At 32.9% G+C, this 25,461-nt stretch carries 24 protein-coding genes; 18 read left to right on the top strand and 6 right to left on the bottom strand.

The window, feature by feature from the left end; all coding sequences use genetic code 11:
• Positions 1-10 precede the first annotated feature (10 nt).
• The 4 genes from AC2DZ0_RS00515 to AC2DZ0_RS00500 form a co-directional block, all read right to left on the bottom strand.
• A complete protein-coding gene (locus AC2DZ0_RS00515; protein WP_484491079.1) occupies positions 11-565 on the bottom strand; it encodes a hypothetical protein in 555 nt (184 codons plus the stop codon).
• 117 nt (positions 566-682) lie between these two features.
• The gene (locus tag AC2DZ0_RS00510; protein WP_484643004.1) at positions 683-1,612 is read right to left on the bottom strand and encodes an alpha/beta hydrolase; all 930 of its coding nucleotides are present in this window, start codon (positions 1,610-1,612) and stop codon (positions 683-685) included.
• Between the two features lie 80 nt (positions 1,613-1,692).
• Positions 1,693-2,202, bottom strand: coding sequence for a GNAT family N-acetyltransferase (locus tag AC2DZ0_RS00505; RefSeq protein ID WP_484643003.1), 510 nt, complete (start codon positions 2,200-2,202; stop codon positions 1,693-1,695).
• A gap of 9 nt (positions 2,203-2,211) precedes the next feature.
• Complete coding sequence (locus AC2DZ0_RS00500; RefSeq protein ID WP_484643001.1) at positions 2,212-3,186, bottom strand: Gfo/Idh/MocA family protein; 975 nt, start codon at positions 3,184-3,186, stop codon at positions 2,212-2,214.
• Between the two features lie 130 nt (positions 3,187-3,316).
• Between AC2DZ0_RS00500 and AC2DZ0_RS00495 the strand changes: the two genes are divergently transcribed.
• The 13 genes from AC2DZ0_RS00495 (at position 3,317) to ribB (ending at position 16,762) form a co-directional block, all read left to right on the top strand.
• Positions 3,317-4,048 (top strand): class I SAM-dependent methyltransferase, encoded by a 732-nt coding sequence (locus AC2DZ0_RS00495; protein WP_484642999.1) that lies wholly within the window; start codon positions 3,317-3,319, stop codon positions 4,046-4,048.
• Positions 4,045-4,749, top strand: coding sequence for a ZIP family metal transporter (locus tag AC2DZ0_RS00490; RefSeq protein ID WP_484642997.1), 705 nt, complete (start codon positions 4,045-4,047; stop codon positions 4,747-4,749). Before AC2DZ0_RS00495 ends, AC2DZ0_RS00490 begins: the two co-directional genes overlap by 4 nt.
• A gap of 105 nt (positions 4,750-4,854) precedes the next feature.
• Positions 4,855-5,268 carry a hypothetical protein gene (locus tag AC2DZ0_RS00485; protein ID WP_484491073.1) on the top strand — a complete coding sequence of 138 codons (414 nt, stop codon included), beginning with the start codon at positions 4,855-4,857 and terminating at the stop codon, positions 5,266-5,268.
• A 135-nt stretch (positions 5,269-5,403) separates the two neighbouring features.
• Positions 5,404-6,990: a peptide chain release factor 3 gene (locus tag AC2DZ0_RS00480; RefSeq protein WP_484491072.1), complete on the top strand. Its 1,587-nt coding sequence runs from the start codon at positions 5,404-5,406 to the stop codon at positions 6,988-6,990.
• 11 nt (positions 6,991-7,001) lie between these two features.
• Positions 7,002-8,552 carry a hypothetical protein gene (locus tag AC2DZ0_RS00475; protein ID WP_484642995.1) on the top strand — a complete coding sequence of 517 codons (1,551 nt, stop codon included), beginning with the start codon at positions 7,002-7,004 and terminating at the stop codon, positions 8,550-8,552.
• Positions 8,553-8,828: 276 nt separating this feature from the next.
• Positions 8,829-9,125 carry an isoamylase early set domain-containing protein gene (locus AC2DZ0_RS00470; protein WP_484491070.1) on the top strand — a complete coding sequence of 99 codons (297 nt, stop codon included), beginning with the start codon at positions 8,829-8,831 and terminating at the stop codon, positions 9,123-9,125.
• A gap of 189 nt (positions 9,126-9,314) precedes the next feature.
• Entirely contained in the window at positions 9,315-9,947 is a 633-nt protein-coding gene (locus AC2DZ0_RS00465) for a peroxiredoxin (RefSeq protein WP_484491069.1), read from the top strand.
• 129 nt (positions 9,948-10,076) lie between these two features.
• A complete protein-coding gene (gene tpx, locus AC2DZ0_RS00460; protein WP_484491068.1) occupies positions 10,077-10,574 on the top strand; it encodes a thiol peroxidase in 498 nt (165 codons plus the stop codon).
• Positions 10,574-10,948 (top strand): diacylglycerol kinase family protein, encoded by a 375-nt coding sequence (locus tag AC2DZ0_RS00455; protein ID WP_484642993.1) that lies wholly within the window; start codon positions 10,574-10,576, stop codon positions 10,946-10,948. The genes tpx and AC2DZ0_RS00455 overlap by 1 nt, the downstream gene beginning before the upstream one ends.
• Before the next feature lie 41 nt (positions 10,949-10,989).
• Positions 10,990-13,482 carry an FtsK/SpoIIIE family DNA translocase gene (locus AC2DZ0_RS00450; RefSeq protein WP_484642991.1) on the top strand — a complete coding sequence of 831 codons (2,493 nt, stop codon included), beginning with the start codon at positions 10,990-10,992 and terminating at the stop codon, positions 13,480-13,482.
• Between the two features lie 21 nt (positions 13,483-13,503).
• The gene (gene lolA1, locus AC2DZ0_RS00445) at positions 13,504-14,148 is read left to right on the top strand and encodes an outer membrane lipoprotein periplasmic chaperone LolA1 (protein ID WP_484642989.1); all 645 of its coding nucleotides are present in this window, start codon (positions 13,504-13,506) and stop codon (positions 14,146-14,148) included.
• A gap of 14 nt (positions 14,149-14,162) precedes the next feature.
• Positions 14,163-15,614 carry an LptF/LptG family permease gene (locus AC2DZ0_RS00440; protein WP_484642987.1) on the top strand — a complete coding sequence of 484 codons (1,452 nt, stop codon included), beginning with the start codon at positions 14,163-14,165 and terminating at the stop codon, positions 15,612-15,614.
• A complete protein-coding gene (gene ribB, locus AC2DZ0_RS00435) occupies positions 15,611-16,762 on the top strand; it encodes a 3,4-dihydroxy-2-butanone-4-phosphate synthase (protein WP_484642986.1) in 1,152 nt (383 codons plus the stop codon). Before AC2DZ0_RS00440 ends, ribB begins: the two co-directional genes overlap by 4 nt.
• A 52-nt stretch (positions 16,763-16,814) precedes the next feature.
• Here ribB and AC2DZ0_RS00430 read toward each other — a convergent pair whose 3' ends face one another.
• Complete coding sequence (locus tag AC2DZ0_RS00430) at positions 16,815-19,385, bottom strand: WD40/YVTN/BNR-like repeat-containing protein (protein ID WP_484642984.1); 2,571 nt, start codon at positions 19,383-19,385, stop codon at positions 16,815-16,817.
• Between the two features lie 148 nt (positions 19,386-19,533).
• On the bottom strand, positions 19,534-20,229 hold the full coding sequence (pepE, locus tag AC2DZ0_RS00425; RefSeq protein ID WP_484642982.1) for a dipeptidase PepE: 696 nt from the start codon (positions 20,227-20,229) through the stop codon (positions 19,534-19,536).
• An 85-nt stretch (positions 20,230-20,314) separates the two neighbouring features.
• On the opposite strand from pepE, the gene AC2DZ0_RS00420 reads away from it, so the two are divergent.
• The 5 genes from AC2DZ0_RS00420 to AC2DZ0_RS00400 all read left to right on the top strand — a co-directional run bounded on the left by AC2DZ0_RS00420 (position 20,315) and on the right by AC2DZ0_RS00400 (position 25,460).
• The gene (locus AC2DZ0_RS00420; protein ID WP_484642981.1) at positions 20,315-20,812 is read left to right on the top strand and encodes a DUF6702 family protein; all 498 of its coding nucleotides are present in this window, start codon (positions 20,315-20,317) and stop codon (positions 20,810-20,812) included.
• A 51-nt stretch (positions 20,813-20,863) separates the two neighbouring features.
• A complete protein-coding gene (locus AC2DZ0_RS00415) occupies positions 20,864-23,107 on the top strand; it encodes a M1 family metallopeptidase (RefSeq protein ID WP_484642980.1) in 2,244 nt (747 codons plus the stop codon).
• Positions 23,108-23,244: 137 nt separating this feature from the next.
• Complete coding sequence (locus AC2DZ0_RS00410; RefSeq protein ID WP_484491058.1) at positions 23,245-24,009, top strand: ParA family protein; 765 nt, start codon at positions 23,245-23,247, stop codon at positions 24,007-24,009.
• Positions 24,009-24,884 carry a ParB/RepB/Spo0J family partition protein gene (locus tag AC2DZ0_RS00405; RefSeq protein WP_484642978.1) on the top strand — a complete coding sequence of 292 codons (876 nt, stop codon included), beginning with the start codon at positions 24,009-24,011 and terminating at the stop codon, positions 24,882-24,884. The genes AC2DZ0_RS00410 and AC2DZ0_RS00405 overlap by 1 nt, the downstream gene beginning before the upstream one ends.
• Entirely contained in the window at positions 24,885-25,460 is a 576-nt protein-coding gene (locus AC2DZ0_RS00400) for a DUF5683 domain-containing protein (RefSeq protein WP_484642976.1), read from the top strand.
• The last annotated feature ends 1 nt before the right edge of the window (position 25,461 follow it).

Below are 25,461 nucleotides of genomic sequence, written 5' to 3'. Positions count from 1 at the left end.
TTATCTATATCTAAACGACAAAGGTGGTAATTTTAAGATTTTTATATTTTTTAGACAGCGTAGCATAAGAGATTTCATTCAATTTATTTTCATCTTGAAATATACTATTTTGAAAAAAACGTGTTAATCTACTTACTACTCTTTCCAAATCCTGGGTTAGATCTGATTTTTTAACAACCAAAACCAAATGTTGGCTTTTTCTTAAAACTTCTTTTATTGAAACTAGATTATCCTGTATCCAAACACCTGCTTTACCAGTTTTTGAATTTTCACAATTCAAAACTAAAACATCAACATTATTCAATGCATTGATATCTTTATCTGACACTGTATTAAAATAAGGAGTCCCTCTTAAATTAGAATACCTTGTGATTGCCTTAGGAAACAACTCTTCTACTTGACTCATCACATCTTGATTGGAAGTTGCTGGAAACACTTTAGTTCCCATCTTTTTCATTTGCTTTTTAAACAACTTGAGTCGTCCTGATTTTTCTAAATCAATAAAATTAACTCCTTTCGATTTTGCCAAACTAATATTCGGCAATACATTTTCATTTGGTCTCATAGCGTACAATTTTTAATTTAACTTTTCCTAGATAAGTGATCACAACAAAAAAACACTTACAATCAGTAAGTTAAAAATAAAAATCAAAAAAAACAAGCAGTAGTTATAGAAATCATATCACTTATGTAGCTCAAACCATGTAAACATTTCGTTAAATGCCCTATCCCTTACCTCTATTGATGACAAAAACAAATCATGAAGACCATTCTCAATAGACGCGAACTTTATATTAGGGCCCAACAACGGACCAATCCTTTTCATATCTTCTACATTCAAGACTGTATCCTTAAAAGAAACCCCCTTAATATGTTTTTTAGGTTTTAATGACTTCTCCGAATGCATTAAAAGAATAGGAATTTCAATACTAGAATCCGCAAGACTTCTTTGGGCCTCAATAATAGCAACAAACCACTTAAAGTAAACAGGAAATCCTTTGATAGGCTTCCATTCCAAATTAAAACTCCATTCCCCTTTGAATTTTTCATGAAGACTTTCTGCATAGATTGGTGATAATCCTTTATTACTATACCCCTTTGGAGAAACATATGTTAGAAGTTTTACTACTCTATACATACAACTTGTTAGTAATCGCGATTGATTCATATCAAAAAATGGTGAATTTAAGACCAACCCTGCAATAAAACTCCTGTTTTCACCTTGACTCATATAGCAGGTTGCTATCAACCCTCCCGTTGAATGTCCTAATAAATAAACATTTTGACTGTTTTCTTTAATTTTTTCTATCGCAATATCAATCTCTTCATAATACTCGCTTATACTACTACAATAATTAGATCTATTACCTTTTCGTAAGGACCGACCATACCTCCTTAAGTCTAAGGCATAAAAATCAAAACCAAAATTATAAAACTTTTCCGCTACATGAGGATGAAAAAAATAATCTATATACCCATGTAAATATAAAACAGCCCTGTTTGAGTTTTTATTCTTTTTTGACTTAATAAATGTCGCGCAAAGTACTCCATCGTCTTGATTTTCTAGGTCAATATTTTCAAATTCAAAATCAATATTCAAATCTAATTCCATCTTTTTTTTATTAAAATTAAAAAAGCTCCATAAACATTTATAAAAAGAGAGTCTCGTCTCTTCAAAAGAATAAGCAATAATTACCCTAGATTTTTTTCAAATGCTTTTCTAGGACTATTTCTCATTTTCACCAACCCTCTATAGTTATAATTGAACTTTTCAAAAAGATACAACATCGTGTCATTATCATAATTCGTATCAGCACGTAGACATTTTATGTTTTTATTTGAAGCAAACAACTCAACCTCCTCTAAAATAAGACTAGAAAAACCTTTACCCAGATACTCCTTTGAAATTGCTAAACGGTGAAATACAATATAATCTCCATTAAACTTCCAGTTACCTTTCAATTTTTCATACGCAGGTTCATTATTTACCATCAAAGCAACATAACCTACAATTATATTATCAACTAGCAATACAAACCCTGTTCGGTTCAAAACATCATTTTCAATCACTTTTAAATTCGGGTAGCCATCCTGCCACTGAGAGCTTCCTTCATCTTTCCTTTTGGCTATTGCTGATTTTAAAATATTCCACACAGCACCAATTTCATCCAACCGAACCCTTCTAAACTCTGTCACCATCATTAAATATTCTTAAAACTCTCTATTCAAGATTTGCTCCATCACCCAAGTGGTTTTTTCTGCGGTACTACCAGAGGATGGATGATTAATTCCACACCTTAATTGTTTCTCAATATTCTCTACATGATGCAATTGTATAGGATCCGGATTTTCTATAAACAAAGATTCCTCTTTGTCTTTGGTTTGTAAAAAAATCTCTTCCTCATTAAAAACAGAAAAACGAATCACACCTCTACTCCCCAGAACTTCAACCTTATCAATCCGCTCACTTGCTCCAAAATTCCAAGAACCTGAACCTGTAATTCCATTACTATGCTTCCAACAACCTACTACCGAATCCATTGCTGAATAGATCCCTTGTTGATTCGTTGACAAACCATTGACAGAAACAATATCTCCTAATAAATACATAAACAAATCAATAGCATGACTTGCCAAGTCGTCAAAATACCCACCATAGGCAATTGCTTTGTCGGTTCTCCAATTGTAAACATCAGACCTATCAAGCTCACTAGCTGTTCGAGTATATCTATAGTTTATATGACGAATCTCCCCTATCTCCCCAGCATCTAACCATTCCTTAATTTTCAAGAACCTAGGTAAAGATCTTCTGTAATAAGCGACAAACAATGGTAAAGAGCGTCTTTTAAAAGTATTGGTTATTTCAACACATTCACTATGAGAAGGTGCCATTGGCTTTTCAATACAACATGGTTTACCTGCTGCTGCAACTTTTAAGGCATAAAACTTATGCGTATCTGGTGGAGTAGCAATATATACGGCATCAATATCTGGGTTCTGTATCAACGCATCGGCATCCGAATAAAACAAAGGAACGTTATGTCTTTTTGCATAATCCTCTGCCTTCTCAAAATCTCTTCTCATTACAGCTAGCACTTTAAAGCTCTCTACTTGTTGATACGCAGGACCACTTTTTTTTTCAGTTACATCGCCGCAACCTATTATTCCCCAATTGTACTTTTTCATTTCTCTAAAAATCAATTTTTCTTTATAAACAGCATTACAATATACAATGATATCTTAAGGAATAAACGTTGTGAAAACATTTTTAAGTTATATATACTATTAATTACTATTTTTGTGACAAATTTCAAAAATGTCCTCAAAAAAAGATTGGTTTACCGATTGGTTCAATACCAAGTACTACCATATATTATATCAGCATCGAGATGATTATGAAGCACAAGTTTTTATGACAAATCTTGTAAATTATCTTGAAATTCCTAAAGGAAGTTCTATTTTAGACCTAGCTTGCGGGAAGGGAAGACATTCTATCTTTTTAAACTCTCTAGATTATAAAGTTACGGGAGCCGATCTATCAATAAACAGTATTAAACACGCGAGTGAATCCAAAAATAAAACTTTAGATTTTATTGTTCAGGACATGCGACTACCCTTTCCTTTAAAGGTAGATGCTGTGTTTAATTTATTCACAAGTTTTGGTTATTTTGCTGATGACACAGAGGATATTCGTGTTATTGAAAACATAAAAAACTCCTTAAACAAGAATGGAGTTGCCGTTATTGACTACCTGAACGTTGTTAAAACAATTGAGAATTTGACCGCTAATGAAACTATTTTTCTTGACGATATCGAATTTCAAATCAGCAAGGAAGTAAAAAATGATTTTATCATCAAAAAAATCGAATTTACTGTGGATGGGAAATATCATAGTTACTTTGAACGTGTTAAATGTCTTACTTTGGAGCGTTTTGAAAAAATTATCACCTCAGCAGGATTGAAAATAAAAAACACATTTGGTGATTACAATTTGCATGACTTTGATCGAGAAAACTCCAACAGATTAATTCTAATTATAGAAGAATGATTTATATATTATTAATAACATCTGTATTAATAGGAGCGCTTTTAGTTAGCATTTTCAAACCTAAACAAAATGCCGTTCGATTACTACTTTCTTTTAGTGGTGCGTATTTATTAGCCATTACAATTCTACATTTATTACCTGAAGTATTTGGACCTGCGCATGTAGGACATATGCACGATGCTGTAAGTGCAAAAACAGTAGGCTCATTTATTTTGATAGGAATTTTAATTCAATCGATTTTAGAATCATTTTCCAAAGGAGCGGAACACGGACATATACATCATCACTCCCATTCAACTGAGTTTCCATGGCTGCTTTTTGTAAGCCTAAGTTTGCATTCTTTTTCAGAGGGAATTCCAATTGGATACCAAGAAGACTCGGAATTACTTTGGGCTATCATCGTTCATAAAATTCCAATTAGTATTGTTTTAGCAACTTTTCTATTAAATTCTAGCATTTCAAAAACCTATAGTTATCTTTTTATTCTTCTATTTGCATTGATGAGTCCGCTTGGATTACTCGCTTCTGAAAGATTTGATTTTTTTATTCATTACCATAAAGAAATTACGAGTATTACCATTGGTATATTTTTACACATATCAACCATTATTCTTTTTGAAAGTTCAAAAGATCATAAATTCAATTACTCGAAATTTATTGCAATCCTTTTAGGAATGGGGATTGCATTTATTGGATCTTAATTTTTTGCAATCCATGTACAATTAACTTGATTTCCTAAACTTCTTTTCTTATATTTGAACTTTATCAAATAATCTATAAACTAATATTACCCCCTTGTTAGTACTATGGCACAATACAACACCAATACCTCGAAGGCTTCGTTAAAGCCGTTAAAAGTTAACAATCTTTTCAACCAATATTTAGCAATCAAAAAATCTAAAAGAACACTCATGGATGTTTTTCTGTGGTGGGAAAGAAAGAGAATACCATTTAATATTATTGTTTTAGCACTGTGTTATACTTGTTTTGAAATACAAAAAATAGCAACGCATGCTACTGCCGATCTTTTCACAAAAAGAGAATTGATTTTATTTATTATTGGATACAACATTATCTACTCTAGCTTTTGTGTGTTAGAATTTTTCATCAAAAAAAGCAAAAGTTTTGCACCTAACATGTTCAAAAATGCTTTGTTTATTTGCACAGTAGTTGTGACAATCCCTACTCTTTTTCATATCCTGGAGTCAATTGCGTTTTAGGCAAAAATAAATGAAAATGAAAGCTGTCATTTCAAGGTTTTATTTTGCTCCGAATTATTTTAGGAACAAATTCTAAAATGTATCTTTGCGTTTCGAAAACAAACAAGTAGTTTTCCTTAAAACACAAGATCAACCATGTCCTTTTTAGAAGAAATACAACGTAGACGTACTTTTGGAATTATTTCACATCCAGATGCTGGAAAAACAACACTTACAGAAAAGCTATTGTTATTTGGTGGAGCAATCCAAGAAGCTGGTGCTGTAAAAAATAATAAAATAAAAAAAGGAGCAACTTCTGATTTTATGGAAATTGAACGTCAGCGTGGAATTTCTGTTGCTACGTCGGTACTTGCCTTTATCTACCGCGACAAAAAGATAAACATTCTTGACACGCCTGGACACAAGGATTTTGCAGAAGACACCTTTAGAACTCTTACAGCCGTTGACAGTGTTATTGTTGTGATTGACGTTGCAAAGGGAGTTGAAGCTCAAACTGAGAAATTAGTTGAAGTTTGTAGAATGCGTAAAATTCCAATTATTGTATTTATCAATAAACTTGATAGGGAAGGTAAAGATGCGTTTGATCTACTTGACGAAGTGGAACAAAAGCTAGGATTGACAGTTACCCCTATGAGTTTTCCTATCGGAATGGGTTACGATTTTAAGGGAATTTACAATTTATATGAGAAAAAAATCAATCTCTTCTCAAACGACCAGAAAACAACCGTTGCTGAAGGTATTGAATTTACAGATATTGAAAGCCCAGAACTAGATGAAATTGTTGGAGAAAATTCTGCCAATACTTTACGTGAAGAACTTGAAATGGTTGAGGGAGTGTATCCTCCTTTTAACCAAGAGGAATATTTAAGCGGTGATTTGCAACCTGTATTTTTTGGTTCTGCATTAAACAATTTTGGAGTAAAAGAGCTTTTAGATTGTTTTGTTGACATCGCTCCTACGCCACAACCAAAAATGTGTGATACTCGCTTGATTGACTCAAAAGAAGATAAACTTACTGGTTTTGTATTTAAAATACATGCCAATATGGATCCTAAACATAGAGACAGGCTGGCTTTTATCAAAATCGTGTCTGGTACTTTCAAAAGAAACCAACCTTATTTACATGTAAGAAATAATAAAAAGGTAAAATTCTCTAGCCCAAACACCTTCTTTGCCGAAAAGAAAGAAATTGTTGACATCTCTTACCCTGGTGACATTGTTGGACTTCATGATACGGGTAATTTTAAAATTGGAGACACTTTAACTGAAGGAGAAAAAATAAACTTCAAAGGAATTCCTAGTTTTTCACCTGAGCATTTCCGTTACGTGAACAATGCCGATCCTTTAAAGGCAAAGCAACTTTACAAAGGTTTAGATCAATTGATGGACGAAGGAGTGGCTCAATTATTTACATTAGAATTAAATGGTAGAAAAGTAATTGGTACCGTAGGTGCACTACAATATGAAGTTATCCAATACAGATTGGAGCATGAGTATGGAGCAAAATGTACTTACGAAAACCTACCGATGCACAAAGTATGTTGGGTAGATCCTACCGAAAACAATGAAGAGTTTAAAGAGTTCAAAAGAGTTAAACAAAGATATTTAGCAAAAGACAAAAGAGGCCAATTGGTGTTTTTAGCTGATTCGGCTTTTACAATTCAAATGACTCAAGACAAATACCCATCTGTAAAACTTCATTTCACAAGTGAATTTGAATAGATCATAACAATTTGAAAAAGCTATTTTCCTTTTTATTTCTCCTATCTGTCCACATTCTAACTGGGCAGCAAAAAGAATATGATCTTTCTGAGCTCAAAGGATACAAGACTACAAATAGCATTAAATTAAATTATATTCCTGTTGATGTTCAAGCCGGAGAATTAGGTCGTGATGAAATCCCCATGGGAGTATTAGGGTTGCATTACGATTTTACGTTAAATAAAAATTTCTACGCTGGTATTGGTATGTTTGCGGCAGTAGAAGGAGATCAAGGAGGACTATTCACTTTAGGAGCTGAAGTCGGTTTTCAGGAGCAAATTATTGGCAACTTTTTCTTAGACACTGATTTACATTTCGGTGGCGGTGGCGGATATCGATATCTTGTAAAAGATGGTGCCTATATTAACTACAACGTTGGGTTCAAATACCAAACCGATAAAGCTGCGCTCGGCTTACAATACAGTTATTTTAATTTTTATAATGGGTATATTGAAAGTTCAAATTTTTCAGTTTTTGCCAGCATCCCTACTTCTTTATTTTTTACTGACTACGAAAACGCGAATAACACATACAAAGCCCATTCGTTTCAAGAAAAATATTTTTGGAATAGGCCAGCGAATAAAAATGGGTTAACCTTAAGATTTGATCATTTTCTACCTACAGGTGACACCAAAGATCAATATGGAGACCCACTCACGAATACGCTTTATTTAATGGGCTTTGAATACGATCATTATCTAAACTATAAAACCTATGCATATCTTCAACTTGATGCCATCTACAAAGGTTTAGAATCTGGATTTATGGATTTATTTTTAGGTATTGGTTATGAAGCAATTCAAACGAAGTCGTTTAAAATATCAACCAAATTTGGTGCTGGAGCATCAGGTGGTAGAGTTGAACGCGAAGGCGGATTCACCATTTACCCTAGCTTATCATTAGAACATAAGCTATATAAAAATCTTTCTTTAGAATTTCATGGTGGCTATGTCTTGGCTCCTTTCGGAAATTTTGAAGCATACACCTTTGGTTACGGAATAAAATACAACACTTTTTCAAGTGGAATTCAGCATAAGGAGTTAAACGAAAATGTCATTGCAAAAACAAATGGGATTCGTTTAATACTTCAAAACCAAACGTACTTCCGAGCTGCAAGTACAGAAGTAAAACCTTATGATTTACAACTAATTGTTGTTCAAATCAACAGAGACCTTTCACAACACTTCTACATAACAGGTCAAGCAGCATTTACTTATGAAGGTGAAGCTGGCGGTTATGCTGACGGTATGGTAGGTTTTGGGTACTACACTCCAAAAGTACTATACAAAAAAATTGAATTCAATATAGAAGCGCTAGTGGGGGTAGCTGGCGGTGCTAGAATTGATACAGGCGCTGGAATTGCTGTAAAACCAAAAATAGGAATGAACTATGTTCTAAACCCCAAATTTCATATTACCTCTAGTATAGGTAAAATGATTGCTCCTTATGGCAATTTAAACTCTACGCTTTTAGGAATAGGATTCTCTTATAACTTTGCTAAACTAAACGTCAAGAATCAGTAAAAACTAGAATTCTTAAAAGCAAAAACTACTAAATATCATACAATTTTCTAACATAAACCATTTAATAGATTCTATATAGATAATTTCCAATTATCACATTGATAACAAGCCTCTTGACAGATTAATAAATCAACGAAAAATTATTTAAATTTAATAAGATATTTATTTATGTATCTAAATAATTATCATAATGTTATTTCTTTTGCATCGTCCTATTATAATTTTTTTTAAATTAGGTTTATCTTTAAATTTGTATAAAAAATAAAACATTTAATCATGGCTATCAAAAAACAATATTTAAAAAGTAAACCAGTTTGTAAAGTAACATTTGAAGTACCGGCAAAAGAATCTAAATCTGTTTCTGTTGTAGGTGATTTTAATGCATGGGACTCTGAAGCTTCTCCTTTAAAAAAATTAAAAAACGGTAATTTCAAAGCTGTTTTTCCATTCAAATCTGGTAATTCATATGAATTCAAATACATCATTGATGGAGAATATATCAATGAAGAAAAAGCAGATTCTTTCGCATGGAATGATTTTGCAAATTCTGAAAATAGTGTTTTAGAATTGTAAAACTTATTTCTACAAAATAAAAAAATGCCTGATGCTATTTATGTAGCCTCAGGCATTTTCTTTTATAAAAACTCGTCATAAAAAAAATCTATATAAAAATCAATTATAAAAATTAAACAAAACAGCAGAGAAACCTAATAAAAGGTATATTTGTAATCGAAAAATTAAATCATTTAAAACATATATATTATGGCAGTATTAGTAGGAAAAAAAGCTCCTCAATTTAATGTACAAGCAGTAGTTAATGGTGGTGAGTTTGCAGAAAACTTTACACTAGAACAATTTCAAGGAGAGAAATATGTATTATTATTTTTCTACCCAAAAGATTTTACTTTTGTATGTCCAACAGAATTGCATGCATTCCAAGAGAAATTAGCTGAATTCGAAAAAAGAAATGTACAAGTAATTGCTGCATCTACAGATACAGAACAATCTCACTGGGGATGGTTACAAGTACCTAAAGACCAAGGAGGAATTCAAGGTGTAACATATCCAATTATTGCTGATACAAATAAAACTATCTCTAAAAACTATGATGTTTTAGCTGGAGATTATTTCTATGACGATAACGAGCAATTACAAGCACAGGGAGAATTGATCGCATACAGAGGATTATTCTTAATTGATAAAGAAGGTGTAGTACGTCACCAAATAGTAAACGATTTACCACTAGGTAGAAACGTTGATGAAGCTATTAGAATGGTTGATGCATTACAATTCAACGAAGAACATGGTGAGGCATGTCCAGCAAACTGGAACTCTGACAAAAAAGGATTGACTACTACTCATGAAGGTGTAGCTAGCTATTTAGCAGAAAACTAAAATTTAATGATAATTTCATACGCATATCGCGTACTGAAACTTTATCTTAAATAATTAATAAAACTCTCGAATAACTTCGAGAGTTTTTCTTTTTAATGTATTTTTGAATTCAAATTATAAAAATAAACTATGGCAACTATTACACTTAAGGGAAATCCTTTTCAAACTATTGGTGAATTACCTAAGACAGGAACCGAAGCACCAAATTTTTCATTGAGAACAGTAGAATTAAACAATATTTCATTAGCAGACTTTGCTGGAAGTAAAGTTATCTTAAACATTTTTCCAAGTGTTGACACAGGTACGTGTGCTACCTCTGTAAGAACCTTTAATAAAACTGCAAGTGACTTAGAAAACACCAAAGTAATCTGTATTTCTAGAGATTTACCATTTGCTTTTGCTCGTTTTTGTGGTGCAGAAGGAATTGAAAATGTAGTAAGTGCTTCTGATATTTCTGGAGATTTTGCTGCTGATTACGGTTTAAAAATTACAGAAGGACCACTTGAAGGCTTATGTTCTCGCTCTATTGTTGTACTTGATGAAAATGCTAATGTAATCTATACAGAGCAAGTTCCTGAAACTGTAGATGAACCAAACTACGAAGCTGCAATCAACGCTTTGAAATAATGACAAAAAAAGACAATTTTATTGTAAATAGGATTAAAAGTTTTTCTTTTGTCTTCAAAGGAATCTCAATTCTAATAAAATCCGAAAACAGTATCAAAGCACAATTATTTATTAGCCTAATAATGATCGTTTGTGGTTTTGTCTTTAAAATTTCTATTACAGAATGGGCGATTCAAATTCTATGTACGGGTGCTGTCCTTACAGCAGAATCGTTAAACACTGCAGTAGAAAAAATAGCAAATTTTATTCACCCCGATTATCATAAAAAAATCGGGGTAATAAAAGATGTTGCAGCAGGAGCTGTTGGCTTTACTGCTCTTACGGCTATAATTATTGGTGGACTTATTTACATCCCAAAAATTATTACTCTATAAATATTATTCAGATCAATCTTCTAACCTCAGCTATTTTTTGAATGAAAAAACCTAAGAAAGAAAAAGAAATCAAAGAAAAAAAAGAACGTTTTGTAAAAACTAAAGAATTTTTCAAAAACAGACAGGTACAAACTGTTGCTGGTGTTTTTACCGTTCTCTTCGGTTTATTTTTATTTATCTCTTTCTTATCATTTCTCTTTACTTGGCAAGAAGATCAAAGTTTATTATCTGAATTTGCAGATAAATCCATAGAATCAAAAAATTTACTTGGAAAAATTGGAGCAAGTATCAGCCACTTTTTTATTTATGATGGTTTCGGTATTGCCTCCTTTATGATTCCTATCCTTACCATGTTGGCTGGAGCATATATGCTTCTAATGATCAATCTTAGAAAAATATTCAAATCGCTTAATTGGGCTATTTTAGGAATGATTTGGGTTTCCACCTCTTTCGCTTTTTTAAGTAAAAAATATAGCATTGTAGCAGGAACCATTGGAATTGAATTAAATGAATACTTAACTACTTATCTAGGAAACACAGGTCTAGCTATCATTTTAATTTTTGGGTACAGTTGTTATGCCGTGATTCGTTTTAAAATTACGCCTGAAAAAATTAAATCTTGGTTTCCAGAGAAAACAACAAAAACTTCTTCTAAAGCATCAACTGAAGAATCAGAAGACGTGGTTCTTGAAAATGTACTTCCCGAAGAGGCAGCAGCAGAAGAAGAAATTAAGGAAGTTGCTAAAAAAGAAGACCTAGAAATTAACGATCCAATAGAAGAAACGGAATCCGTTAGTGTAGAACAAAAAAAATCAGAATTTGAATTATCGGTTGAAAACTTACAGCCAACCATAAAAAATCATTCTTCAATAGACAAAGAAGAAATAAAAGAAGAACCCGCTTCTACTTTAGAAATCATTATTCCTGAGGAAGAAACCGCCAAAGAAGATGTGTCAATTGCCATTGAAGAAACGGCAAAGGAGGAAAAAGTTGAAGAAAACCTAGCCAATAATTTGGTAGAAAAATTTGGTGAATTTGATCCTACATTAGAATTAGGAAGCTTCACCTTCCCTACTTTAAATCTACTAAAAGAATACAATGAAAGCATTGCCGTAGATGCGGAAGAGCTTGAATTGAACAAAAATAAAATTGTTGAGACTTTAAAAAATTATAAAATTGGTATCGCCCAAATAAAAGCGACCGTTGGGCCAACTGTAACACTTTATGAAATTGTACCAGAAGCTGGTATCAGGATTTCTAAAATTAAAAATTTAGAGGATGATATTGCCCTGTCCTTAGCGGCACTTGGAATTCGTATTATTGCACCGATTCCTGGTAAAGGAACAATTGGTATAGAGGTACCGAACAACAAGCCTAGTATTGTTTCTATGCGCTCTGTGATTGCTTCTACTAAATTTCAAGAGTCTAAAATGGAATTACCTATCGCATTAGGTAAAAATATCTCTAATGAAACTGTTGTTATAGATTTAGCCAAAACCCCTCACCTTTTGATGGCGGGTGCAACTGGACAAGGAAAATCAGTTGGATTGAATTGTATTCTAACTTCTTTACTTTATAAAAAGCATCCTGCAGAAGTTAAATTTGTTTTAGTAGATCCTAAAAAAGTAGAACTTACTTTATTTAACAAAATAGAGCGTCATTATTTAGCCAAATTACCTGATGAGGCCGAAGCCATTATAACCGACACAACCAAGGTTGTTAATACCGTGAATTCTCTTTGTATTGAAATGGACGAGCGTTATGACTTGTTGAAAACCGCCATGGTAAGAAACATAAAAGAATACAACGAAAAATTTAAGTCCAGAAAATTAAACCCTGAAAACGGTCATAAATATTTACCGTATATCGTTTTGGTTATCGATGAATTTGCAGATTTAATTATGACTGCAGGTAAAGAGGTAGAGACTCCTATTGCTCGTTTGGCACAGTTAGCTAGAGCCATCGGAATTCACTTAATTGTAGCTACCCAACGTCCTTCTGTTAACGTAATTACAGGTATGATTAAAGCCAATTTCCCTGCTAGAATTGCCTTTAGGGTAATGTCTGCGATAGATTCTAAAACTATTTTGGACGCATCTGGGGCCAATCAGTTGATTGGACGTGGAGACATGCTATATACAGGAGGTAATGAAAGCATAAGGATTCAATGTGCTTTTGTTGACACCCCTGAAGTTGAAAAAATCACAGATTTTATTGGATCACAGCGTGCATATCCAGAAGCTCATATCCTTCCAGAATATGTTGGAGAAGATGGTGGCACGAATCTTGAAATAGATATTGACGATCGAGATAAATTATTTGAAGAAGCGGCTAAACTTATTGTAATTGCACAACAAGGTTCAGCTTCTTTATTACAAAGAAAATTAAAATTAGGTTACAATAGAGCTGGTAGATTAATTGATCAATTAGAAGCAGCTGGAATTGTGGGACCTTTTGAAGGAAGTAAAGCCAGACAAGTAACAGTCCCTGACTTACCTTCTTTAGACGAATTATTAGCGAACGAAAAAAAATAGTTCCGTAAAACTCAGAAATACATGAAAAACCTAACAATATCCATATGCACCCTATGTCTTTTATTATTTACTAACCATGTAAATTCGCAAAGCAAATCAGAGCAATTACTGAACGAAGTATCTTCAAAAATGTCGAGCTTTAAAAACATGTACATAAAATTCAGCTACGTTCTAGAAAACAAAGAAGTTGATATGATTCAAGAAGCTTCTGGGACCGTATACACAGAAGGAGAAAAATACCACCTTGAATTTATGGACAATATTTTTCTATACGACAACAACAATACTTATGTTATTTTAACGGAAGATGAAGAAATCAATGTCATTGACGGTAACTCTGATGAGGACATGCTAAACCCTTCAAAATTATTATTCTTTTACAAAGAAGGATTCACCTATGAATGGCAAGATTTAAAAACTATCGATGGGGCCAAAATTCAACATATAAAATTAACTCCTATTGATAGCGAATCCGAAGCTTCATACTTTATCTTAGGAATTAATAACACAACAAAAATTATTCATAGCATAAAAGAATTTGGTAACAACGGCACCGTTACCGTATTTCGTATAGAAGAATTCAAGGCAAATCAAGATATCTCGAAAAATCTGTTTATTTTTGACGAATCAAAATACGCTGAACAGAACTTTACAATCAACAAATAAAACAAGCTATTTCCTTGAGAATTCTTGACCAGTACATCATAAAGAGTTTTTTAAAACCTTTTTTTGCGACATTCTTTATTGTAATGTTTGTATTGGTGATGCAATTTTTATGGTATGCTTTTGATGAAATTGCGGGTAAAGGTATTGATATAGCTTATATTTTAAAATTTTTATGGTATACCTGCCTTAATGTAACCCCAACAGCATTACCTATTGGAGTATTATTATCTTCCATCATGGCCTTGGGGAATCTCTCCGAAAATTATGAAATGGCTGCCATCAAATCAGCTGGGATCCCTTTACTAAGAATCATGCGTCCTTTGATTATTCTAACGCTGTTTATTAGTTCTATCAACTTCCTGTTTTTAAACAATATATATCCGTATGCCTCTTTAAAACAAAGAAACTTACTTTTTAACATGCGAAAACAGAAACCTGCGCTTGCTTTGTTAGAAGGAAGTTTTAATACGGAGATTCCTGGATATAGTATTTATTTTGAAAAAAAATACGGTCCAGAAGAAAACCTATTGAAAAATGTTAGGATTTACGACTTAAAAGGAGGTAAAAAAAATGATGTCTGTATCACAGCTAAAAAAGGAGAAATAACCACCGAATCAGGAAGTAAGTACATGACCTTACACTTAACGGATGGTTATTATTTTGAAGATCATTCACAGTCAAAAAAGAAGAAAACTGACAGAGATAAAATGCCTGCCTCTTCTGCAAAATTTGAAACTTACAAAGTAAACATAGACATCTCATCTTTGAGTAGTAATGATTTAGATTTAGAAAAATACAAGAAACATTACATGATGTTAAATGTAAAACAATTGTATTCTCAATCTGATAGTTTAAAAATGTCTTATGACACCTACATCAATGCCAAAGCTTCTTCATTTTATATAAGAAACTATGGTGATAAATTATACAAAAGACCAGACAGCCTGATCCGATCTGATTTAAGTCAAAACTTACTTGAAAATTTTAAAAACACAGGTAAAGTTTCAATTACTCAAAACGCTCTCAACAGCCTAAAAAAGCCTTTGAGAACCATTCAAGTTTTCAAAGAAAGTTACAAAGGAAAACGAAAAATATTAAACCTATTTGATTACGAATACCATTTTAGGTTTGCCTTCTCATTATCATGTATCCTATTATTCTTTATTGGAGCACCTTTAGGATTTTTAATAAGAAAAGGTGGTTTTGGTTTGCCTATGGTTATGGCTATCCTTATTTTTGTAATCTATTTCTTTATCAATTCAATGGCTAAAAACATAGCCGAAGAAAGCTCTATTTCATCTACTATTGGCGGATGGCTTTCAAGTATGATAATATTCCCTATTGGAATATACCTTACAAGAAGAGCTAGTAAAGGAACTGCATCGTTTAACTTCGATGCACTATCACTTGCTATAAAGGCAATTATCAAACGTTTTAAAAAACAAAAAGAACCGGAAAGGTTATGACACAAGAGGACAAACAAACAGATGACATGAAATTGAATACAATTCAAGAAGCTATTGCAGATATACGTGCTGGAAAAGTAGTAATTGTAGTAGATGATGAAGACAGAGAGAATGAGGGAGATTTCATTGCAGCTGCAGAAAAAGTAACTCCAGAAATGATCAACTTTATGGCCAAATATGGTAGAGGGTTGATTTGTGCACCTCTAATTGAAGAGCGCTGTGAAGAATTAGGTCTTAACATGATGGTGAACGACAATACCGTTTTACACAATACTCAATTTACAGTTTCAGTAGATTTAATTGGGAGTGGATGTACAACTGGAATTTCTACGCATGATAGATCTAAAACAATTTATGCTTTAACGGACAAAAACACACGTCCTATAGATCTTGGTAGACCTGGACATATTTTCCCATTAAAAGCTAAAAAAGGTGGAGTACTTAGACGTACAGGACATACTGAGGCTGCGGTAGATTTAGCGCGTTTAGCAGGCTTAGATCCTTCTGGTATTTTAGTTGAAATACTAAATGAAGATGGTTCCATGGCCCGTTTACCTGAATTAAAAAAGGTAGCAAAAGAATTTGACCTTAAACTGATCTCTATTGAAGATTTAGTTTCTTATAGAATGCAACATGATTCTTTAATTAAAAAAGTAGAAGACTTTGATGTATCTACACGTTTTGGAGATTTTAGACTAAGAGCTTACAGCCAAACTACAAATGATCAAATCCATATTGCCATTACAAAAGGAAGTTGGAAAAAAACGGATGAAGTGTTGGTTAAAGTAACTCCAAATTCTTTTGGAAATGACATCTTAGGAACACTTCAGAATAACATTGATGACAAGCTTCAAAGTATTTTTGGACTGATAGAAAAAGAAGGAAAGGGTGCTGTTGTTTTTATCAACCAAGAAGTACAATCTTTTAACCTTTTACAAAGGCTACAGAATCTAAAAAACAAGAATACACAATCTACTTCTAAACCAAGTTCTAAAGGTATGGACGATAAAGATTTTGGTATTGGAGCTCAAATTCTACATGATTTAGACATCTATAACATTAAATTAATATCTAACTCTGACACGATTAAAAAGAGAGTTGGAATGACTGGTTACGGATTAAAAATAACGGATAGAATACCTTATTAAGCCTATTTTTAAAAATAAAAAAAAGCGATTGAATAAAATTCAATCGCTTTTTTTATTTCGTATAAATACCTTTTGCAAATCCACTTCCATGACATGATGTCCAAAAAACATCTTTATCAAAAGGATCAAATTCAAACCCCGTTATTTTATCTACTTGTCCCAAACCATAATTATGTTTATACCAACTTTTACCACCATCTCTTGTTAGATAAATTCCACTATTTAAAAATTTAACACTTTTACCAGGGGCAACAATTACTGCAATCATTTTCGAATTCAAAGGAGATACTTTAACCATCTTTACATGAGGCATCTCAAATATTTTCTCCCAAGATTTACCTTTGTTTTTACTTTTAAAAACACCTCCTTCTCCTAGCTTGGCTTCACCCTCACCACAAGCTATATAAATTACACCTTTCTTATCGACCTCTACAAAACCAACTGTTTTAATTTTATTCGGAATTTTCATTTGTATCCATGATTCACCATCATTAACGCTTTTAAACAACCCACCCGGCTTTTTACCAAAACCTGTTCCCAGTCCTGCATAAATGTTTTTATATTTCTCATCATAGGTCATTTGCATTACATTCGGCTGCTCAGGTAAGCCTTCATTATTTAAACTCCAAGATTTCCCTCCATCCCTACTTAAATACGCTCCAAAATCTTTAAAATCCGTCATCCTTAAATATCCATTGACCATCCATTTGGCCGTATGCCAGCCTCGCTGGGTATGAGATGGTATTGTAAACAACATTCTTTTGGAATCTTTTTTATCAATAATATGACTAAACATAAACAACACACCAGCTTTATTGAACTTTACAATAGGTTCCTCGGGAACATTAAACCATGTTTTACCTGCATCTGTAGTCTTTCTAAGAGTTCCTGCATGATTTTGTCTATTTGGTAATATATAAAATACAGCAGGGTCATTTGGGTCTATCGATATTTCTGGTGCACTCGTTGCTCTTTTCTCTTCTTTAGAAACTTCCTGAGTTTGTCCTTCTATTTGTTTCATAGCAACAGCACCTTTATAAACCTTATCACCATCCGTTGTAGATTGCCATATTCCATGCTCTTCCGATGCAAACAAATACTCCCCTTTTCTTTGAGTATCCACATTCAATCCAAATCCTGGCAAATTACTATTTCCACGACCTACCCAATGCCCATTTCCTTTTTCAGTTTCTATATCATCTCTTTGTTCCCAAGTTTTACCATTATTTTTAGAGATAAAAAGTTGCTGATCATAAACTGTAAACACTTCTCCTTTCGAATTAATCTGCAAATCCCTAAAAGCTTTAGAACTTCCTTCTGAATTTGCTGTAGCATCTAAATGAGAGAAATTCATATTCCCACCTAAAGGATTATTTCTACTTGCCCAGTACTCTTTATCAACTTTATGTTTCCAATAGTTACCCGCTCTAGCACAAACAAACCAAGTTTTACCTCCGTCTTCTGTTTTCATTAATTCTGATGGAGAAAAACTAAAATCATGCTTTATATTGTTTGAAATATAAATTTCATTGGGATTTAAGGGGTTTACCACTAATCTATTGTACACTGGCATAGTTGATTTTGGCAACTTTGGGTATTTCTGCTTCAATTCTTTGATCGAAATCCCTAACCAAAATGCTACCGTTCTGTAATAATAATTCTTTGATGGATAATCTGAAATCTGACTCATATCAATCGCAAGATTTCCGGTAATAGAATTCCAAGTAACACCATTGTCTGTACTTTTATAAATCCCACCGGTTGTTTTTATTGAACCTTCGATACCTTCATAATGAGTTTGTAGCAACAAATACAAATAAAACTGATTCGTTTTCTTATTGAAATACATCTGTATATCGCGCGCATCATTAAAAGGTAACCCCGTTTTTCGTTCCTTCCAACTCTTTCCCGCATTATTAGAAGTATAAAACCCATAATTCGTAAGTACGTATAAATTATTTGAATTTCTAGGATCAACTATAATTCTCGTTACATCTAATGCCTCAGAAATGCCCTCCATTATTTTTGTCCAAGTTTTACCTGCATCAGTAGTTTTGTAAATAAAACCATATTCTGTATTTCTATAGGAATTGCCATGAGGATTTTTTAAACTTCTGTGTACCCCTTTCACTCTCCAACTTTGTCCTGCACCAACATACCACACCTGATCATCAAATGGATCTATGGCAATAGCATTAAATTTCTTTTTGCTAGGAAACCCTTTTATTTCTGTCCATGATCTACCTCGATTATTCGTTGTAAAAATAGTTCCTGAAGCACCTTTCATAATCCCAAAATCATGGTTCAAAGAAGAGAATGCTGTTTTATAAGGTTTAATCTTACTCCCTAGCCCATCAAAATCATTTAAGGTCTGCCAAGAATCCCCTTTATTCCAAGTACCATATCCATTCCCCATATCATAGTTTAAAAACATGGTATTGCTATCGAAGGGGTGAATATTTAATTCCTCACTGTAGCCTGAAGTTCCAGGACCAATCACTGTCCATTTCACACTAGGGTCACTTTCTACTCTTTGGGTTTGAAGTTTTTTAAAATAATTTCTCTCTTGTGAAAATGACAAAATTTGTGTCAAGAAAAATAATATAAATAGTGATTTTCTCATAATGATAAATATAACATAGGGTATTACCTAACCAAAGATAAAAACCTTACGCATAGAAAATCAATCAACTAGCAAGATTAGAACATATCTTCTATAGTTTAGACGATATGTCATTTTTTACCAATTACTACTATAATAAAAATTTGGGTTAAAAAGACATTTGTGGCTGTATCAAGATAGTTTCCCTTTCTTTTTGAAATAAAAAAGCTTTCAACAGGCCACGTAACACTATTTTAGAATCACTTACCTCTAACCAACTCCCCTCTTGCAATCCTATCACTGGAGTATCATTATATATATGATATTCTTTTATTCGTGTTTCTCTAGTCTCGCCTTTATGAGTTGAATTCTCATCCGCTTCTATAAAATGTGCATTTATATTAAAGGGTATCACTTTTAAAGTATCGAAACTTTGTGGCATCGTAATAGGCATGTCATTAGTTGTTTGCATAGTGATTCCACAAATATTTGAACCAGCACTCGTTCCTAAATAAGGCACTCCCCTATCAATAGATTTTTTTAGTGGATTCATTAAATCCAATTCTTGCAATTTTGCAACCAAAACAAATGTATTTCCTCCTCCTACAAAAATCCCTTGAGCGTTCTCTATAGCATTTGCAGGATTTGCAAACTCATGTATCCCTTTTACCTTTATTCCCAACTTAGAAAAACCATTTGCTGCAATAGTAGTATATTCTTTATAAGACAAACCAGAAGGTCTTGCATAGGGAATAAACACAATTTCTGACACCCCTTGAAATAAGTTCTTTAATTCTGGCTCTAAATATTCTAAGTACCCGCTTCCGTGTATACTAGAAGAACCGGCCAAAATTAAATTTTTCATTATTTTTTATTTTTTAAGAATTTTTCAAATTTAGTCATTAAATATTTCAAAGAAAAATGCATCTTTACTGCTAAATTGAACTTTTATGAGGGTATTTCGATACTTGTTTTTCAGTCTCACATTTGTACTGTGCGCTTTTACAATGCACAAATATTACATGAGTATTTCTCATGTAAAATATGTTCCAAATCAAGAATCTATTCAATTAACCCTAAGAGTATTCATTGATGATTTACAACAAGAAATAAACGAAACCAACAAGTCTGATATAGAACTTGGGACAAAAAGAGAACCAAAAAATATAGATAGCATCTACACCTCATATTTGAATACCAATTTTTTAGTTGAAATTAATGAAACTCAATGCTATCTCAATTATATTGGGAAAGAATATACAGATGATATGGCCGTTTTTTATCTTGAAATTTTGAATATAAAAAACATTCACAAATTAAAAATAGAAAACACTATCTTATTTAAAACACTCCCGCAGCAAGAAAACATCGTTAAATTGAATATTTACGATAAAAACAAAAGTTTTATTCTAACAAAAAAACAAACTGTGGCTTTAATAAATTATTAACGAAGCCTATCTTAATTATTAATACATTTGTTGTTACACAAAAATAATCCAATGAAAAAAATCTATTCTATCGTAACCTTATTCCTGCTAGGAATGAGTATTTCGGGAATTGCCCAAGAAACGGAAACAAAAACTGGCCACACAAATACAAACAAATTCAAACAATTAAAAGATGAATTTGCAACTCCTAATAGCCAACATACGGCTTCCGGAGCACCAGGTGTTAATTACACCCAACAGAAAGTTGATTATAAAATGGATATTGTTTTAGATGATGCGAACCAAAAATTAAGTGGTCATGAGTCTATCGTCTACCATAACAACTCGACAGATGAATTACAATACTTATGGGTACAACTAGATCAAAACAAAAGAGCCCTTGATTCAAAATCTCCCGATATAAAAGGAGGTGGTCCGGAAATCCTATACAGTCCTGAAAAATTTGCTGCGGACTTTATAGACAAGCCATTTGATGGAGGTTTCAATATCATCCATGTACAAGATGCAAAGGGCAATGCTCTTTCCTACAAGATCAACCAAACAATGATGCGAATCGAATTGCCGAAACCTTTGGCTTCAGGTAAAAAATTTCAATTTCAAATAAAATGGTGGTATAATATCAACAACCATGTTCCACAAAGAGATAGATCAGGTTATGAACATTTTGAGAAAGATGGAAACAATTTATACGTAATTGCACAATTCTACCCTAGACTAGCCGTTTACAATAACGTTGAGGGATGGCAAAACATGCAATTTTGGGGAAGAAGTGAATTTGCTTTAGAATTTGGAGACTTCCTTGTGAACATTACTACTCCAAAAGATCATATTTTAAATGCAACTGGTGTTTTAACAAATCCTAAAAAAGTTTTAACAAAAACCCAATTAGAAAGGTTAGAGCAAGCAAAAAACTCATTTGACAAACCAGTGATTATTGTTTCTCAAGAAGAAGCTATAGAAGCAGAAAAGAAAAATAGTATTGAGACTAAAACATGGAGTTTTGATGCAAAAAACGTAAGAGATTTTGCTTTTGCATCTTCGAGAAAATTTATTTGGGATGGAATGGCTGTTGACATTAACGGAAAAACAGTTATGGCTTATTCGCTTTACCCAAAAGAAGGAAATCCCCTTTGGGAAGAATATTCAACTAAGGTTGTAGCGCATACCTTAAAAGAATACTCTTCATATACTTTTGATTATCCATATCACAAGGCGATTTCGGTACATTCTAAAAACCAAGGAATGGAATACCCTCAAATTTGTTGGAATTATGGTAGACCAAGACCGGATGGAACTTATGACGACAGAACGAGAGATGCCATGATTGGTGTCATTACACATGAGGTAGGTCATAACTTTTTTCCTATGATTGTAAATTCTGATGAACGCCAATGGACATGGATGGATGAAGGATTGAATTCGTTCGTTGAAACACTAACTGAGCTATCCTTCGATGAAAATTTCAATACGGGTAATTTACCAAAAGATATTATTCCTTACATGGATGGAGATCAAAGCAACATATCCCCAATCATGACACAAGGAGATAATGTGCACCAATTTGGACCAAATGCTTACACAAAACCGGCAGCAGGACTTTATTTATTGCGAGAAACAATTATGGGACATGAGTTATTTGATTATGCCTTTAAAACATACGCTCAAAGATGGATGTTTAAACACCCAACTCCTGAGGATTTTTTCAGAACCATGGAAGATGCTTCTGCCGTTGATTTAGATTGGTTTTGGAGAGGTTGGTTCTACACTACAGATTTCACAGACATTGGTGTAAAATCTGTAAGTCAATACAGAGTTACAAGTAAACCAACACAAGATATTATCAAGTTGGCTAAAAAATATGGTATCCCTGTAGAACAAATTAGACCTGGAATCTATTTATCTACAGATCCAGAAACAGAAGGAGAACCTAAAAGTCCTTTGGATATCAAAATACTGAAAGATTATATAGATACAAACTATGAAAATGTAGCAGATGCTGAAATCCCAGGTTATTTTTATGAAATTACTTTTGAAAAACCAGGAGGCTTAGTAATGCCAATCATTGTAGAATACACATACGAAGATGGTACTAAAGAATCTAAAACATATCCTGCTCAAATTTGGAGTAAAAATGACAAGGAAGTCAATAAAGTAGTGGCCTCTAAAAAAGCAATTACTAGCATACAAATTGATCCAAATTTAGAAACTGCAGACGTGAATGTTGAAAACAACCTTTGGCCTAGAGCTGAGAAATCTGAATTTGACAAGAAAAAAGAAGAATTTGCAAAGAAATAACAGACTATAACTTTACAAAAACCGACCTTATAGGTCGGTTTTTTTTTCTTTAAAAATACTTTACAAGTTTGTTAACATCTTACCTTTTATTAACTCATAATTAATCGTATTTTTGATTTTTATAATATCATATTTGAATGGGAAAAATCATTGCTATTGCTAACCAAAAGGGAGGTGTTGGAAAAACAACTACAACAGTTAATCTAGCGGCGTCACTTGGTGTTTTAGAAAAGAAAATTTTACTTATTGATGCTGATCCTCAAGCGAATGCTTCTTCTGGATTGGGTATTGATATTGAAACGATCACGGCAGGAACTTACCAAATTTTGGAACATACGGTATCAGCCAAAGATGCAATACAGGCTACCAGTTCTCCTAATGTAGATATTATTCCTGCACATATCGATCTTGTTGCAATTGAAATTGAACTTGTTGATAAGCAAAATAGAGAATACATGCTGAGGCAGTCTTTGGAAGAAATAAAAGACGACTATGACTATATTTTAATTGACTGTGCTCCATCTCTAGGATTGATTACTTTAAATGCTTTAACCGCTTCTGACTCGGTAATTATTCCTATTCAATGTGAATATTTTGCTCTAGAAGGATTAGGTAAATTGTTAAACACAATTAAAAGTGTTCAAAAAATTCACAATTCTGATTTAGATATTGAAGGTCTATTACTTACTATGTTTGATTCTAGGTTACGTTTATCGAACCAAGTAGTAGAAGAGGTTAAGAAGCATTTTAATGAAATGGTCTTTAATACAATTATTCAAAGAAATACTCGTTTAGGAGAAGCGCCTAGTTACGGTGAAAGTATCATTGCATATGATGCCACTAGTAAAGGTGCCGAGAACTATATCAGTTTGGCTAATGAAGTATTAAAAAAGAACTCGTAATGGCAAAAGCAACCAAAAAACAGGCATTAGGTCGAGGACTATCTGCACTGTTAAATGAAAACTCTACTACAACTGAATCCACAGAAAAATCTGTTGGAAATATCATTGAGCTAGAGCTAAGTAATATTGAAGTCAATCCTTTTCAACCTAGAAGCTATTTTAATGAAGAGGCATTAACAGAACTATCAAATTCCATCAAAGAACTTGGAGTTATACAACCCATCACCGTTAGAAAACTAGAGAATAATAGTTTTCAATTAGTCTCTGGTGAGCGACGTTTTAGAGCTTCTAAACTGATTGGTAACAAAACAATACCAGCCTATATCAGAACTGCCAACGATCAAGAAATGTTGGAAATGGCTTTGGTTGAAAATATCCAAAGAAAAAACCTGGATCCTATCGAGGTTGCTTTGTCCTATCAAAGACTGGTTGAAGAAATAAAACTTACACAGGAGGAATTGAGTACACGCGTTGGTAAAAAAAGATCTACTGTTACTAATTACCTAAGATTATTAAAACTAGATCCTATCATTCAAACGGGAATGAGAGATGGTTTTTTATCTATGGGCCATGGTAGAGCGCTTATCAATGTTGAATCTATTGATGAACAACTTGTTATTTATGAGAAAATTTTAAAAGACAAGCTTTCTGTTCGTCAAACCGAAGAATTGGTTAAAGAACTTAAAAATGTTTCGCAAACTAAAAAGACAAGCAAAACAGTAGTTCCGTCTTTTGTAAAATCAGGTGTACCAACCATCAGTGAATTTTTCGGACATAAAATTTCAGTTTCTGTAAATGCCAAAGGAAAAGGTAAAATTTCAATTCCTTTCCATTCTGAAGAAGATTTCAATAGAATAAAAAAACTACTGGAATAAGTGTTTACAAAATACACATACATTGTTGTTTTATTAGTTGTCACTAGTTTTGGAACTCTTAAAGCTCAGGATACTACTCCGCAAATTACAAGTGAAGATATCATTAAATCGGAAGGTTATAACCCATTAACACCCGCTAGAGCTTCATTTTATTCGGCAATATTACCTGGTCTTGGGCAAGTATACAATAAACAAGCTTGGAAAGTTCCTTTTGTTTATGGTGCCATGGCGACAAGTATGTATTATTTTACAATCAATAATGAATCTTATAAAAGATATCGAACGGCTTTTAAAATTAGAGAAGCTGGATATCAAGATGAGTTTACAAATGATGACGGTTCAACAAGAATTTCGAGAGAAGGTCTTATTAGCGCTCAAAAAACGTTAAAACAAAATAGAGAAACATCATTACTATTATTTATTGGTTTTTATGTTTTACAAATAGTAGATGCGAGTGTTAGCGCGCATCTTTTACAATTTAATGTCAATGATAAAATATCATTTGACCCACAAATATATAGTGATCCCAACGATAACAAGCCATTTGTTGGACTTACTTTTAATTATAATTTTTAAG

Source organism: Flavicella sp. IMCC45668 (assembly GCF_057219105.1).
This window is presented reverse-complemented; position numbering and strand designations above follow the sequence as displayed.